The sequence below is a fragment of the Verruconatronum alginivorum genome, assembly GCF_056590205.1.
In genome coordinates this window covers 3,535,506-3,551,183 of record NZ_JBWPVQ010000001.1, presented here as the reverse complement: position 1 = coordinate 3,551,183, position 15,678 = coordinate 3,535,506, and the positions used below count along the sequence as shown (strand labels likewise).

6 protein-coding genes are annotated in these 15,678 nt (G+C 61.3%); 2 read left to right on the top strand and 4 right to left on the bottom strand.

What is annotated here, in order from left to right; translation table 11 throughout:
* Window positions 1-369 precede the first annotated feature (369 nt).
* The 3 genes from ACWUI2_RS12635 to ACWUI2_RS12625 all read right to left on the bottom strand — a co-directional run bounded on the left by ACWUI2_RS12635 (window position 370) and on the right by ACWUI2_RS12625 (window position 9,121).
* Window positions 370-1,521: an endonuclease/exonuclease/phosphatase family protein gene (locus ACWUI2_RS12635; protein WP_486983209.1), complete on the bottom strand. Its 1,152-nt coding sequence runs from the start codon at window positions 1,519-1,521 to the stop codon at window positions 370-372.
* A 238-nt stretch (window positions 1,522-1,759) separates the two neighbouring features.
* Window positions 1,760-6,901, bottom strand: a complete 5,142-nt coding sequence (locus ACWUI2_RS12630; RefSeq protein WP_486983208.1) for a PAS domain S-box protein — start codon at window positions 6,899-6,901, stop codon at window positions 1,760-1,762.
* Between the two features lie 192 nt (window positions 6,902-7,093).
* Window positions 7,094-9,121 (bottom strand): TonB-dependent receptor, encoded by a 2,028-nt coding sequence (locus tag ACWUI2_RS12625; RefSeq protein WP_486983207.1) that lies wholly within the window; start codon window positions 9,119-9,121, stop codon window positions 7,094-7,096.
* Between the two features lie 1,917 nt (window positions 9,122-11,038).
* Between ACWUI2_RS12625 and ACWUI2_RS12620 the strand changes: the two genes are divergently transcribed.
* On the top strand, window positions 11,039-12,349 hold the full coding sequence (locus tag ACWUI2_RS12620) for a PQQ-dependent sugar dehydrogenase (RefSeq protein ID WP_486983206.1): 1,311 nt from the start codon (window positions 11,039-11,041) through the stop codon (window positions 12,347-12,349).
* A 128-nt stretch (window positions 12,350-12,477) separates the two neighbouring features.
* On the opposite strand, the gene ACWUI2_RS12615 is transcribed toward ACWUI2_RS12620, so the two are convergent.
* The gene (locus tag ACWUI2_RS12615; protein WP_486983205.1) at window positions 12,478-14,118 is read right to left on the bottom strand and encodes a PQQ-dependent sugar dehydrogenase; all 1,641 of its coding nucleotides are present in this window, start codon (window positions 14,116-14,118) and stop codon (window positions 12,478-12,480) included.
* Window positions 14,119-14,587: 469 nt separating this feature from the next.
* On the opposite strand from ACWUI2_RS12615, the gene ACWUI2_RS12610 reads away from it, so the two are divergent.
* Window positions 14,588-15,295 carry a C39 family peptidase gene (locus ACWUI2_RS12610; protein ID WP_486983204.1) on the top strand — a complete coding sequence of 236 codons (708 nt, stop codon included), beginning with the start codon at window positions 14,588-14,590 and terminating at the stop codon, window positions 15,293-15,295.
* The last annotated feature ends 383 nt before the right edge of the window (window positions 15,296-15,678 follow it).

The window sequence follows — 15,678 nt, the reverse complement described above, 5'->3', positions numbered from 1 at the left end:
TCTTCCCCTTATATTTCCTTAAGGGATACCACTACGATTGCGATTGACCCCCATCAAGGCGAATCGGTTCCAAAGGCTGACTTTTCCCATGCAATCTCTGAAAATCGTCCCCGGTCCTCTTCGTAGCATCCCGGCTTTCGCCGGAGGAAGGCCGCGGCAAAATAAGCATCGGGGAAACCCGCCCCAGACCACTGTGCCGGAGATACTTTGGACCCAGCGTGTCATCCGGGAGGTCTGTGGCGCCGTAGGTGCCTGATTCTACAGCCCAGTCCGAAGGGCTGGGTAAACGAAAAAAACGGTCTTCGCGGCCTGACAGGTCGCCACTTCCGACTGGGATGCCGCGCCTTCGCTCTGGAGAATCAACCCGCCTCAATCATCGGCTGCGATGAATTCCAACCGTGCGATCACCGCCCGGTGTTGGGCGCGCTCGCGTCCTTCCACCTCGGCGTCCAACACCCGGAAATCATCGCTCGTGAAGAGATAATCGATCCGCATCCATGGACCAAACAACGAAAGCGGATTTCGCGTCACGCTGGGAAAGGTGAGCCCGTATCCCCGCCCCCGCTCCGCAAAGGCGTCGGTCAAAGTCGCGGCGAACAACCGGCGGACATACCCGTTGGCCGTCGCGTTGAAATCTCCCGCCGCGATCACCGGACGACCTTCCGCCGCAATGATTTCCCCCAACCGTTCCGCCACCTCCACGCGTTCCGCCAACGCCTCCCGGTAACGGCCCCGCCCCTCCCGCGAGTAAATCCCCCCGAGACGCGAGAGTTCATAAAGGAATCCTTGGCCCCGCAACCGCTCCAGGTCGTGCCGGGGAGTTGGCAAATGAACATTGTAAACCATCACCGGTTGCCCCCCGACCTCCAACTCAAACCACGCCGCCGCCGGGGTCCCCCGGAAGACCAACCCTTCGACCAGCCCCGAATCCCGAATCGGGTACCGGCTTACCAGGACGAAATGGGCGTGTTGGACCACGTCCATTCCCGGATCGCCTTGCCGGTGGGCCAACACCGCCCCCCGGCGGGCCGAGACGTCTTGCAACACCATGAGGTCGGGTCGGACCTCCTCCACCAAGCCGAACAAGGTCCGGGTCTGCCGCTGTCCGGCGTTGTTGGCCAACACCGTGATCGTCGTCCCCCCTTCCCCGGCCTCCAGCGGACGCGACCAATGAAACGGCATGAATCCCACAAAAACATAAACCGGCGCCACGGCCAGCAACAGGCAAAGCCGCGGCCAGATCACCGCACTCACCGGCCCGAGCACCGCCACCGGTATCAGCCACAATGCCGGAGGCAACAGCAATACCAAGCTGGAGACCCAATGGCGCTCCCCCACCCACTGGGCCACGCCGAGCCCGAGAAGAAGTCCGCCGACATAACCGATGGCAACAACCGCCAACACCCAGCGCGCCCATCTCAACCAGCGCCGCCACCCGCGCGCCGGATTCTGCGCCGCCCGCGCCACCCGCTCGATCCAACCGAAGGCGTTATCCACCGGTTCGCGATGTTCCGTTTCCATAACCGCCTAAACGCCCGCACATCCGGAGCTGGTTTGTCAAAGGTTAAAAGTCGGCTCGCCCAAGCAGGAGCTTCGTGCTTTAGCCGAAGACCGTCGACCACGAGGACCATCCCCAAAACTCCGCCCGCGCAACGACGGCGGCTAAAGCGCGCCGCTCCTTCCAGAGCCCTAGCCGGAACTAAGCGCTTCAGCCGAAAATCCGTCGGCTGCGGCGACCGCCGCGACCACTCCATCCCTCTCAAATTCCTGCGCCGTGAAGGATCCGATCCAATTCCGTCAACAGCGCCTCGGCGGTATACGGCTTCGGAATGAAATTCCGCACCCCGAAACCCGCCGCCTTCGCGACATTGCCGTTCGCGGCCATTCCACTCGACCCGATGATCTTGACGTCCGGATTGATCGCCTTCAACGCCGCGATCGTCGCCGGACCGTCCATGATCGGCATCGCCATATCGGTCAAGACGACCGCAATTCCTTTCTCCCGGACATAAGCCGCGACCGCCTCGGCCCCGTTGGCGGCCAAAATCACTTGGTAACCGAACCGTTCCAGGGTCTTGCGGGCCACATCCCGGATCGCCGCCTCATCGTCCACCACCAGAATTAACTCCCCCCGCCCACGCGGCAAACCACTCCGCTCGATCGCCACAGTCTCCACCGCTTCCCCGGAGGCGAGTGCCGGCAGGTAAATCTTGAACCGGGCGCCTTTCCCGGGCTCGCTGTAAACGTTGATGAAGCCCCCGTGGCTTTTCACGATGGTCAACACCGTTGAAAGCCCCAATCCGGTTCCTTTGCCCACTTCCTTGGTGGTGAAAAACGGATCGAAGATACTGTTCTGGTTCGCCCGGGGAATTCCTTTTCCGGTGTCCTCCACCCGGATGATCAAATACGGTCCGGGTTTCGATTCCGGGGTCATGCCGGAGTAGACCTCGTCCAACACCGTGTTTTGCAACGAGACCGTCAGCGTCCCACCCTCCGGCATCGCGTCCCGGGCGTTGACACAGAGATTCATCAATACCTGGTGCAGCTGAGTCGCGTCGGCCTCCACCGGCCAGGGAGCCACCGGAGCTTCCACCTGGATCGCGATGTTCTTGGGAAAGGTATCCCGGACCACCCTCTGGATTTCCCGCGCGATTTCCAACACGTCGACTTTGTGCCGTTTCCCCTCCACGCCCCGGGCGAAGGTCAACACTTGGCTCACCAGCGCCGCCCCCCGCTGGGCGTTGGCGGCGATCGTCTCGAAGAGCGCTTGCCGTTGCGGATCGGTCTCCTCATCCCGCAACAAATCGATCCCCATCACGATCGGCGCCAGGATGTTGTTGAGATCATGCGCAATGCCGCCGGCCAGGGTGCCGATGCTTTCGAGACGCTGAGCCCGCAGGAATTGGGTTTCCAGTTTCTTTCGTTCCGTCAAATCGGTGTTGATCGCCAAGATCGATTTCGGCATACCGTGCTCGTCCCGGACCAACGTCCACCGGCCTTCGACCGTCAGCGTCTCCCCGTATTTGCTTCGCTGGGAAATCTCGCCGACCCACTCCCCCTCCCGCAGCGTCGTCTCCGATGCTTTTAAAAACTCCGCCGGATTGCGGTAGATCATTTCCTGGACCGGCTGGCCGATCACTTCTTCCGCCGTCCATCCATACAATCGTTCCGCGCTCTTGTTCCAATAGAGGATCCGGTGCTCCAAATCCCGGACCAGAATCGCGTCCTGCGCCAAATCGAGCAGCGCCGCCTGCTCCCGCACCCGCTCTTCGGCATTGCGCCGGTCCGACAGGTCGGTCATGCCACCGATCATGCGGACCGCCTTTCCTGCCTCGTTCCGGCTGATATGGCCCCGGTCCAGGACGTAGGCGTAACTCCCGTCATTCCGGCGAAAGCGGTATTCCGCGGTCCATGTCTTTTCCTCCCCTTCCAGAGCCTCTTCGATCCCCGCGACCACCACGGACCGGTCATCCGGGTGAATCTGCTCCATCCAAAACTCGATCGTCGGCGGAACGTCCTTTCGGTCATAACGGAACAGATGCTCGATTCCTTCGTTCCACCAAAGCGTCTTCGTCGCGAGATTCCAATCCCAGATGGCGTCGTTGGTCGCCTTGGTGAGCAAGGCAAAGCGTTCCTCGCTTTCCCGGATCGCCTCCCGGTGACGCCGACGCTCGGTCACGTCCCGGAAAAAAACGGTCAGGCCTTCCGGCGAGGGTGACGCTTTCACTTCGAACCATTTCCCGAGCGGAGCGAAAAAACCTTCCACCGTGACACTGGTTTTCTCCCGCACCGCCCGCTCGTAAGCCTTGCGGAATCCCTTCGCCTCCTCCTCCGGAAACTCATCCCACATTTTCCTCCCGAGCAATTGGTCGCGCGGACGTTCCAAAAGTCTTTCCGCTTCCCGGTTGAGATAAGTGAAACGCCATTCCCGGTCCACGGTATGGACCGCATCGGTCATGCTTTCCAACGTGGCGGTGAGCCGGTCCGCCAACCTCGTCGACTCTTCCTGGAGACGCTTGATATCGTCGATGTCGACCGCCGTCCCATACCATTTCACCACGTTTCCGGCCGAATCCCGGACCGGCACCGCCCGGACGTCGAACCAACGGTAGCTGTCGTCTTCCCCCCGGCGTATCCGGTATTCGATCGCGAACGGCGTTCCACGCTCCACCGCCGTCTGCCATCGTTCCAGGCAACGCTCCAGGTCGTCCGGATGGAGCGCCTCCTCCCAAATGAGCGGAGCATTTGTGTTGATTATCCCGGTGTATTCGAAACAACGATCGTTTGCGTAATCGACATTTCCGTCCGCCGAGGCGGTCCAAACGATCATCGGCATCGACTCCGCCAATTGCCGGAAACGGGTTTCACTCGCCGCGAGCGACGCCTCCGCTTTTTTCCGCTCGGTGATATCCTGAACCGCCCCCTGCACCCGAATGATCTCGCCGGATTCGTTCCGCACCGCCTCGCCGATCACCCGGACACATACCGACTCGCCTCGCCGCTCCCGCAAGCACGCCTCCAAATCAAACGGCGTTCCTCCCTGCGCGCAGGCCTCACAGGCCTCCCGGTAACGCTCCCCGTCCTCCGGCACGAACAGTTCCAGCAGCTCCTTCTTGCGCGGGGGTGGTCCTTCCTCCAACCCGTAAATTTCCCGCGTCGCGTCCGACCACCGTTGCTCACCTCCCGGCACTTCGATACTCCAGGCCCCCAACTTCCCCGCTCGCGACGCCATCTGCAAAAACGCCTGGTTCTCCCGCAACGCTTCCCGGGACGAGAGTTGGTCGAAATGCGAAGCCAGCGCTTCCGCCACCCAATCGATCAACAACCGCTCCTCCAACAAAAACGGCCCGGTCTCTCCTTCCGGGATTTGCTCCCGATAACCGATCCCGACCCGACCGACCACCCCATTCCCCGCTGCGAAGGACTGCTCGATCACTCCCCAGGCATTTTCCCATCCCGGCGTGTCAGCCCGACACTCGCCGAAGGCGACCGAGGCGCATCCATATTCAGAATACTGGAGCCCCCCCAACAGATTTTCCGCCACTCTCCGCAACAACTCGCCGCACGGGGTCTCCGGACCGCGCAAGAGATCCGCCACGTTGTGCATCGCCCGCAATTCCTTCACCCGTTCCCCGAGCGAGTGGATCAGGTGCCGCCGCTCGGTCATATCCCGAAAGGAAATCACCGCCCCGTCGATCCGCCCGTCGTTCCGTTTCACCGGCGCGCAAATATATTCGACCGAAAAAGAACTGCCATCCTTCCGGAAAAACAGCTCGTTCTCCACCCGCCGCGTCTCACCGTCTTTCAAAGTCCGGGTCACCGGACACTGCTCGAAAGGATACTCCCGACCGTCTCCCAAGTGATGGTGGAAGACATCATGCCCCCTTCGCCCGATCAGTTCGCCCGGCGCCCAATCGAGCATCGCCAAAGCCGCCGGATTCTCGAAAACGACCCGTCCCTCCGCGTCGATCCCGAGAATTCCGTCAGCCGTCGACTCCAAAATCATTTCCTGCCGCCGCCAAACCGTCTCCAATCGCGTCTCGACCGTCCGTCGGCTCAGCTCCCCCGATACCCGGGCCGCGAAAATCTGCAACGTCGACAAGACCAACTCGCCGTGCTCCATCGGGGTTTCCGAAAAAACCGCCACCATCCCGATCACCCGCCCCGACTCACCCCGGATCGGAACCCCCGCGTAGGATTCGATGCCGAAATCAACCAGCATCGGATCCTCCGGATACCGCTCCCTCACCGACCGCTCCACCACGAGCGACTCCCCTTTCACCACCGTTTCACACGGCGTGCCGTCGATCTCGTAGCGAACGTCGTCGATCTTTTTCCCGTCGATAAAAAGCGCCTGGGAAAAGACGTCGCCCGGCTGATCCGGATCAACGAGCAAAATGGCCCCACCCTTGACCGACAAAGCCTCGGCGATTTCCCGGGTGAGGTTCTCTAAAAACGCCTCCCCAATCGGCATCGACACCGCCCCCGCCACCTTCAAAATGGTCTCGGCCGCCCGCCTTTGCTCGGTCACATCCCGCGTAACTGAAAGGATCGATCCGATCGATCCGTCCGCTTCCAGAAGCGGCGCGGAATGACTGTCGAACCACCGTTCCCGGCCCTTTAAACCGATCACCCGGTATTGCGCCCGGGTAGTTTCCCCGCGGCAAGCCCGCTGATGCGCCTGTCTGACCGTTTCCCGGTCCGCCGGATGCACCAGGTCCAGTCCGCTTCTGTCCCGCAACTGGTCCAGGTTCTCCGCGTCGATCATTGCCAGACCAGCCCGGTTGACTTCCAACAATCGCCCGTCCAACGAAACGATTTTCACGCATTCCGGCTCGCTCTCCAAAATCGTCCGCAAACGCGCTTCGCTCCGCGCCAACGCCCGCTGAGCCAACATCAGGGAGACCAGGTTGGCCACCGAAACGGCGAAACTCTCCTCCGTATGACTCCACTCCCGCGCCTCTCCGACTTGCTCGACGCAAAGGACCCCCGCCAACCCGTCGGCGACATAAACCGGAGCGTCCAACATCGACGTGATCCCGTTCGGTTTGAGATACAAATCGGTGAACTCCCGCGTCCGGGGATCTTTCCGGGCGTCGTGCGCCGCGATGATCTCCTCCTCCGCCAACGCCCGGAAATAGGAAGGGAAGTCCTTCTCCTTCAGTTCCTGCCCGCTGGAAAGCCGATCCATCGAGGCCTCATACAAACCGAGGCAAACGATCGCCTCCCGCGCCGCACTGAACCGCCAAACACTGACCCGCTCCACATCGAGACCCTTGGCCACCGCCACCGCGATTTCCCGCAAGCCGGCATTCTCATCCGCAGCGTTCCACAACCCGCTCCGTGTCAGTGAAACAAGAGCCGCATGTTGCCGCCGGTACTCTTCATAGGGCTCTATCATCGATAAAAAATCGGCCGACCGCCCAAAAACCTCCGCTAAAACCACGGTGAACGATCAGCTCCATATCTATTTTCTCCCCTCGTCCCCACTTAGCAAGCCCCGACCACCCGCCTGAGGCACATCCCTTCTCGCTATAAGGAATTCACCCTACTACCCCAGGGCCAACTATCGTCTATGCGCGCGCCGAGCGCGCTAAAACCGCCACCGCATTCCCCCGTGCATCATCACCGGTTGCCCGATCGTCACCAAGCCGTCCCCCGTCTCTCCGACCGCGTACATCCGGTCAAACAGGTTCTCCACCCCGACGAACACCGACGAGTCCTCTCCCAACGACCGCGCCGCATACAAGTCGACCAGCCAATAACCGGCTAATCTCCGCGTATTCAAGTCGTCCTCATACTGCGGCCCGACATACCGTCCCTGTAGATCGACCACGACTTCCTCTCCCCAGCGCCATCGCGAACGCAAGGTTGCGGTCCGCTCCGGCGTCTGCGCCAACCGCCTCCCGACCAGCTCCGGCTGTTGCGACGCGCGCCGCACCGTCGGACGCGACAACAACACCCCGGCCGAAACCGTCCAGTCCGGCAGCAAATCGTATCCGGTTTCCAACTCCACCCCGACCACTTCCGCCCGGCCAAGGTTTTGCCGCTGACGCAACGCCCCGCCCGCCGGAGTTTGCCCGACCGTTACATTGGCGATCGGATCCCGCATCTCCGTCCAAAATCCGGATACAAGTCCCCTCCACCGGTCGGTGAACTCGAAATCCGTCCCGGCCTCCACTCCGGTGATCCGTTCCGGATCCAAGCCCGGATTCGCCTGCGTTTCATCCGCCCCGACCCGGAACGGCCGATACAATTCGTTGATCGTCGGCGCCCGGAAGCCTTGGTAAACCGCGGCCCGAACGGATACCGAGTCCGTCACATCCCGCACCACCCCCGCCCGCGGACTGAACACAAACCCGCCCCGCGAATCATATTCGTCCGCCATCGTCACGTTTCCGGTCGCCCGCTGCCATTGCCTCGCCTCCCCATCGTAATTCCGCCAATAATCGAGCCGCGCACCGACCGACAAACGCCAGAATTCATCCGGTTCGAAGGTATTTTCCAGAAACACCCCCGCCAGGGCCTGGGTTCCCCCCGCCATTCGACGATTCTGGAATTCCCCGTTCTGAAAGAAAAAATCTTCGTTGGTCTCCCCGATGACCCATCGCCAATCGGTCGCCCCGGTCAGCCGGTTCCGATCTCCTATCTCTCGCCAAAACTGCCAACCACTCCCCACCACCGTCGCCGGCACATCAAATTGGTCCAATGCCGGGGTCTCCCCGGACCGATCCGCGTTCACTGCCGAAAAGGTGCTGGAAAAAACCGAATGCTCCGCGAACAAGGTCCATTCCCAGCGAACTTCCTCCCATTCCCCGAAATCGAGGCTCGATGAAATGCGCCCCGACCGCGTCTCGTTCCCGGTGTAGGGCGTCCCATTCCCCCGCTCCTCCCAGAACCCGCCCGCCCGCAAAGTCCACAAACTCTCGTTCGCCACCGGCGCCACCGCCGTCCCGGCCACGGTGACACTTCGAGAATCCGCCCTCTGGTCGATCGATCCCCGCTGCTCCGGATGCACCACATGATAACCGTCAGTCGTAAAAAACTGCCCATCGATCCCCAGCATCGCGCTCCCCGCCTCGGTCCCGGCCCGCACTCCCGTCCGCGCCGTCCCCCGCGTCCCGGCAAGCCCTTCCACCGCCACCCCCGGTTCGGGCGGTCGGCTAATCACGTTCACCACCCCCGCCATCGCAGCGTTTCCCCACGCCGTCGAACCACCCCCGCGCACCACTTCGATTCGTTCCACGCTCAAGGCCGGAATCCGGCTCCAGTAAACCCATCCCCCGAACGGATCATTCATCGGAATCCCGTCCTGCAACACCAATGCCCGACTCGCCCCGGTCGGACCGACTCCCCGCAACGAGACGCCTTGCGCGGTCGGATGCGCCACCAAACTGCTCTGCCTCCGAAACAAACTAAACCCCGGTGTCCGCCGCAAAAAATCGTCCACCGTCAATGCCGCCGAATGCCCCACCTCCTCCCGGTCAAACACCGTCACCTGCAACGGCGTCTCTTCCAACGCCCCCGGCCCCCGGCCCGCCGTCACCACCACCGGCTCCAATTCCACCACCTCCGTCCCGACCGCCAACGCCAAAACCAAAAACTCAATACAAAACGCCATCCCCCCATTCTGCCACCCCCGTCCCCGTCCGTCCATCTCCATCGTCTATCTGCGATCGTCTATGCCCCTAAAGTGGGTGAGGCGTCCCGCCTCAGCGCGTGGGTTTCGCCCAGCAGACGGAACCGCCACTCTCTGGGAGGGACCAGTTCCATCTGGTCCGGTAAGCCGGTGCGGCATGGTGCTCGGCACGGAGCCGGGACGGTCCCGTCACTTTGGGAATATACGCCAACGGCGTTTCGTCCTCCAGCCCAGGGTTGCCGCGCGAATGCGGGGCTACCCTGGGTCTCGGTCGCGAGACGATCTACCTCGAAGAGGCTGCGACCTTTCCTTCGTGCGATGATGAATCGAACGCCGGCGGAACCGCGTTGCGGTTCGTGACGTCGGGATCGGCCCCCAGGGTAGGCCTCGCTTCTCTCAGCTCAACCCTGGGCTGGAAGACGTAAGCCCGTTGGGCTATGGAACTTTGGTTCTGATGTGAGAATGTTTGAAACGTTCTTGTCACTGGGAGGGATGGCATCCTGCCGTCCACCGTCGGCACCGGGGTTTTGCCCAGCAGACGGAGCCGCCACTCTGGTCCAGTGAGCCGGTCAGGCTTGGTGCTCGGCACGGAGCCGGGACGGCCCCGCCACTTTGGGAATATACGCCAACGGCGTTTCGTCCTCCAGCCCAGGGTTGCCGCGCGAATGCGGGGCTACCCTGGGTCTCGGTCGCGAGACGATCTACCTCGAAGAGGTTGCGCCCTAGCCCCCGTGCGATGGTGGATCGAACGCCGGCGGAACCGCGTTGCGGTTCGTGACGTCGGGATCGGCCCCCAGGGTAGGCCTCGCTTCCCTCGGCTCAACCTTGGGCTGGAGGACGTAAGCCCGTTGGGCTATGGAACTTTGGTTCTGATGTGAGAATGTTTGAAACGTTCTTGTCACTGGGAGGGATGGCATCCTGCCGTCCACCGTCGGCACCGGGGTTTTGCCCAGTAGACGGAGCCGCCACTCTGGTCCGGTGAGTCGGTCAGGCTTGGTGCTCGGCACGGAGCCGGGACGGCCCCGCCACTTTGGGAATATACGCCAACGGCGTTTCGTCCTCCAGCCCAGGGTTGCCGCGCGAATGCGGGGCTACCCTGGGTCTCGGTCGCGAGACGATCTACCTCGAAGAGGTTGCGCCCAGCCCTTCGTGCGATGATGAATCGAACGCCGGCGGAACCGCGTTGCGGTTCGTGACGTCGGGATCGGCCCCCAGGGTAGGCCTCGCTTCTCTCAGCTCAACCCTGGGCTGGAAGACGTAAGCCCGTTGGGCTATGGAAACTTCGGTTCTGGCATAAGATCCGAAGGCTTCAAAGTGGGTGAGGCGTCCCGCCTCAGCGCGTCGGTTCAGCCTACGGAGCCTAGGGAACCGCACGGAGCCGTGACGGCCCTGCCACTTTGGGAACATACGCCAACGGCGTTTCGTCCTCCAGCCCAGGGTTGCCGCGCGAATGCGGGGGCTACCCTGGGTCTCGGTCGCGAGACGATCTACCTCGAAGAGGTTGCGCCCAACCCTTCGTGCGATGATGAATCGAACGCCGGCGGAACCGCGTTGCGGTTCGTGACGTCGGGATCGGCCCCCAGGGTAGGCCTCGCTTCTCTCAGCTCAACCCTGGGCTGGAAGACGTAAGCCCGTTGGGCTATGGAAACTTTGGTTCTGGCGTACGATCCGAAGGTCCAAAGTGGGTGAGGCGTCCCGCCTCAGTGCGTCGGTTCAGCCTACGGAGCCTTGGGAACCGCACGGAGCCGGGACGGCTCCGTCTGCGCGCTTCGCGCCCCCTGACTCGCGCCTCCGGAAAAACCTTAAACCGGCCGAACGCCCGCCCTCTCATTTGACTGATCCCCCTGCCCGCCGTTCGTTACCACCAAGAAAAACAAAACACTCAACCGATTCGCGACCATGAAGAATACAACGCACGATCCGATCCACCCGCACCGTTTTCACCCGACAAGGGCCCTCGGCGCCACTTGCGCCGCCGCCCTTCTTTTCGCTCCCCTCGCCGCCTCGGCCGAACCGGAGGCCATCGAGGAAGTCGTCGAGGAATCCGTCGAGAGCGAGGAAACCCGATTCCGCGTGGTCCAAATCGTCGAAAACCTCGAACACCCATGGGGAATGGCATGGCTCCCCGACGGTCGCATGATTGTCACCGAACGCCCCGGCCGGATGCACTTGGTCGACCTCGACTCCCGCACCGTCCAGGAACTCGGAGGCCTTCCCGAAATCGACACCGACGAAGACCAATTAACCGCCCCCGAAGGCGGCAACCAGGGCGGCCTCCTCGACGTCGCCGTCCACCCCGACTACGCCAACAACGGCTGGATTTATTTCACGTATTCAAGTCCCGGCGACGATGACTCTGTCATGGGAGACGACGAGCGCGGCACCGGCACCGCCCTCGCCCGCGGCCGGCTCAACGAGGAAGAAAATCGCCTGGAAGAGGTCGAAACCATTTACGCCCAGGTTCCCCGCCGCGACCCGGGCCGTCACTACGGCTCCCGTATCCTCTTCCCCGGCGACGGCACCGTGATCTTTTCAATCGGCGACCGCGGTCTCCGCTTTGTTTCCCAGGATTTAACCGATCCCGGCGGCTCGATGATTCGCATCCGAGAAGACGGTGGCGCGCCCGACGACAACCCGTTCGTCGGCCGCGAACCCGGCAACCTCCGTCCCGAAATCTATTCGTTCGGCCACCGCAACAATCAAGGATTAGCCATGCATCCCGAAACCGGTCAAATCTGGGCAACCGACCACGGCCCTTCGGGCGGCGACCTTCTTTACCGGATTGAAAAAGGGAACAACTACGGCTGGCCCCAGGTCGCCTTTGGCACCGAATACGCAACCGGTGAGCACATTGGGATCGGCCGCGAGGCTCCCGGCGTGACACCCCCGGCCCATTGGTGGAAAGAGTCCCTCGCCCCCTCCGGACTCGCCTTCTACAACGGCGAACATTTCCCCGCTTGGAACGGCCATCTCTTCGCCGGCTTCCTGCTGACCGAACACGTCAGCCGCCTCGTCCTCGACGATGAAGGCCGGGTGGTCCACGAAGAACGTCTCTTTGAAGAAACCATCGGCCGCATCCGCGACGTCCGCCAAGGCCCCGACGGCCTCCTCTACCTCGCCACCGACGAAGAAGAAGGCGGCATCTACCGCTTGGAACCGATTCAGGAAACGCCCGCCCAATTCGGCGCCCCCGACCGCCGCGACCAATAGACCCATTTCCGCCTCCGGCCGAACCTGAGATCCCGGCCCAATCCACGGTGAAAGTTGGAAGTTGGAAGTTGGAAGTTGGAAGTTGAACGTTGAACGTTTTCTTCCGTTCCCGCTTTCCCTCTCTGCCGTTATTCCGGGAAGTTCCCGATGGCCCGGAGGCGGATAAACCGCCGGTCCGATTCGGAGATCGACACAGAATCCCGCACGCGTAAGAGCCCGGGTTCGTCCTCGAGAACCACAATCGTCTCCTCGCTCCAGGCCGAACCGCCTCCAAGGTCGCCCGTCGATTCGACGAGTAGAATAACGTCGTCGGCGCCGGGGTCCCGCTCGACCGTCAGGGTCAGGTAAGGCGCATCGCCTTGACCTTCCGCCTCGATCGAAAGCTGAATTGGCAAATTGGCCCCCGACTCCTTCGCTCCAATTCCCAGCGCGTATTTCACGAGGTTGGCGACCCCATCGCCGAGCGCGGAAGCACCGGGACCACTCGTATCGGGATCCTGGATCTCATCGGCCGTGAAATGCCGGTTACGCCACAGATACCACGACGGCTGCGTGATCTGATAAACGCGCCCGGAAAGACTGACAATGTAAAGTTCCCCGTCCGCATCCTCTCCGAAAGAAACCGGATTCGCAATGGAGCCAAACTCCGCGGTCCAATCATGCACGTCGCCTTCATCGACCATCCCGGATCCATCATAGCGGAAAGACCGGACGAAATCCGCCACATAATCGCCAAAGAAATAATGCCCCTGCAATTGCGGCATCGCGTTCCCGCGATACACGTAACCGCCGCTGATCGACTTCCGTCCGTCGGAAAAATCGTATTCGTAAATTGGATCAACATTACCGGGAGGCCGATTCCCCCCAACTCCGCCAGTCGGCGTTGCAAGCGTGCCTTCGCGGAGGCGCCAGCCGTAATTCTGCCCACCGGGAATGCCCGCGGCCTGGAAATTGACCTCCTCCCGGCTGCTTTGCCCGACATCGGCGATCCATAGGTCTCCGGTCTCACGGTCGAAACTGTTGCGCCAGGGATTACGCAGACCGTAAGCCCAAATCTCGTCCCGGCCATCCATGCCAACAAAAGGGTTGTTCGACGGGACCGCGTAATTACGAGTGGAGTCACCCGGGAAATCGTCGCCATCGACATCAATTCGAAGCATCGAACCGAGCAGGGTCTCCTTGTTCTGACCGTGATTCAACGGATCATGTCCGCTGCCGCCGTCCCCCATCGAAATGTAAAGGAAACCATCCGCCGGGCTGAAATCGAGCCACCCGGCGTTGTGGTTGTCATACGGCTGAGGAACAGTAAGCAAATCTAAAGCGCTGCCAGGCTCGACCGCATACGGAGGAGTGGCGCTTTGCATTCGATAACGACGCACGACCGTGGCCCCGGAGGCATTGGTGTAGTTCACAAAAAAATACCGATTCTCCGCAAACTCCGGATGAAAAGCCAAGCCGAGCAGCCCTTGCTCGCTGGCCGTGGTGATCGGAGAAATCACCAAAAGAGCCCCCGGCAACAGCGCGTTCGCATCCCGATCAAACAAACGAATGCTCCCTCCTTTTTCCAAAACAAACAAATATCGACTCTCATCGGGCGGCGTCGTCACATAAACCGGCTGATTCAAACCCGATACGACCTCACGGGCGATTACCGGACCATAAGCCTCATCCACCCCCGCGACGAATCCAACCGGCCAGAGAAAACCGACCAACACCGAGATCGACACATACAACCGAAGAGCCAAACGGGTTTCAGAAAGCGTTCTCATAGGGACGTTGTAACACCGGGCCAACCAAAAGACAATGCCGAAGCCATTTCCGCCCCCTCTCGAGGGTCCGATTGAAAGTAGTGGGAAAAACAGACAACCATCTGTCATTGCGAGGAAGGAGGAACGACTGACGCGGCAATCCACGTTCCCGGAAGGGGCGCGGGGCGCTGTTTCATGGATTGCTTCGTCGGCGAAGCCTCCTCGCAATGACACGACGGTGATCCCAACACGTCTGATTGCTCCCCCTCTCGAAACAGGGTTATTTCATCTGGGCTATTGTTGGAGTTTCGCGTTGGACGGTCCCCCCCACGACTCAATGACCGGCGAAAGCCGGGGACTCCAACACGGCAGACGCCCCAACCCGGGAGCGGTGTCGGCCAGATGAAATAGCCCTACCTCTCGAAAGTCCCCTGTCAAAAATCCGGGTTTTAATTTGCCTGCCACACAATTCTCATCACCCTGAAGATCATTGAAAATTCCGCTTAAAATGCTTCCGCAGCCGACCGAATCGACCTGCGGCCCAACCTGCCTGCACGCAATCTACCGGCATTTCGGCTTACCCCTGCCGCTCGACCAGATCATCGAAGAAATCCCCGAACACGAGGACGGCGGCACCCTCTCGGTCAACCTCGCCCTCCACGCCCTCAACCACGGATTCAACGCCCGCACCTACTCCTACAATCTGCGCATCTTCGACCCGACCTGGTGGAATCTCGAACCGGAGGAACTGATAGAAAAGCTCACCCTCCGCATCCCGCACCTCACTTCGGACAAACTGATCGAAGCTCACCGGGCCTACATTCAATACCTTCACCAAGGAGGCCGGGTCCGCTTCACCGACCTCACTCCCGAATTCCTCCACCGCCTTCTCCTCCAAGGAGCTCCCATCCTGACCGGTCTGAGCGCCACCTACCTCTACCAGACGGTCCGCGAGTTGCCCGACTCCACGGACGACGACATCGCCGGCTTCCCCGCCGGACATTTCGTCGTAGTCAACGGATTCGACTACGAAAGCCAGGAAGTCTACGTCGCCGATCCCTACCATGATAACCCCTTCAACCCCCAAGGCTCCTACCGGATCGACGTCCACCGCTTCATCAACTCCGTGATGCTCGGCATCATCACCTACGATGCCAACCTCCTCATCCTCACCCCCCGGGAAGAGGGATCGAAATGACCACCGGCAGAAGGACCGGTCGACACGGGGTTGCTGCATTTTCAAAGCGCCGCAGGCTCGCACATCAACGTCAGAATTGACAGTCCACATTCGAGTGCCAGAGAACCATCCGGCACGATTTTTCAGCGCCGCAGGTGCGTCATCCAACAGCCCAGTCCGCAGGGCTGGGTTGGTAATATATATGCAACCGCGGCCTGAATGGCTGCCATTCACCCCCCCACGACCGGCCTTCCCCCCGCAGGCCGGCCCTTCAAGCTGCGGGGAACGGTTATTCCCGTTTATCTGTTGAATCAGGAACCTACGCCGCCAAAGTCATTCCTTGCCGTCAACCACGGTAGCCATGCGAAGGATCTGGCCGACGACTTGTTAACCGTCCATTTCGA

Bases quoted from the DNA above. Each gene is read 5' to 3' on its own strand.
- ACWUI2_RS12635 (WP_486983209.1), bottom strand. From the start codon at position 1,521: ATGGAAACGGAACATCGCGAACCGGTGGATAACGCCTTCGGTTGGATC.
- ACWUI2_RS12630 (WP_486983208.1), bottom strand. From the start codon at position 6,901: ATGATAGAGCCCTATGAAGAGTACCGGCGGCAACATGCGGCTCTTGTT.
- ACWUI2_RS12625 (WP_486983207.1), bottom strand. From the start codon at position 9,121: ATGGCGTTTTGTATTGAGTTTTTGGTTTTGGCGTTGGCGGTCGGGACG.
- ACWUI2_RS12620 (WP_486983206.1), top strand. From the start codon at position 11,039: ATGAAGAATACAACGCACGATCCGATCCACCCGCACCGTTTTCACCCG.
- ACWUI2_RS12615 (WP_486983205.1), bottom strand. From the start codon at position 14,118: ATGAGAACGCTTTCTGAAACCCGTTTGGCTCTTCGGTTGTATGTGTCG.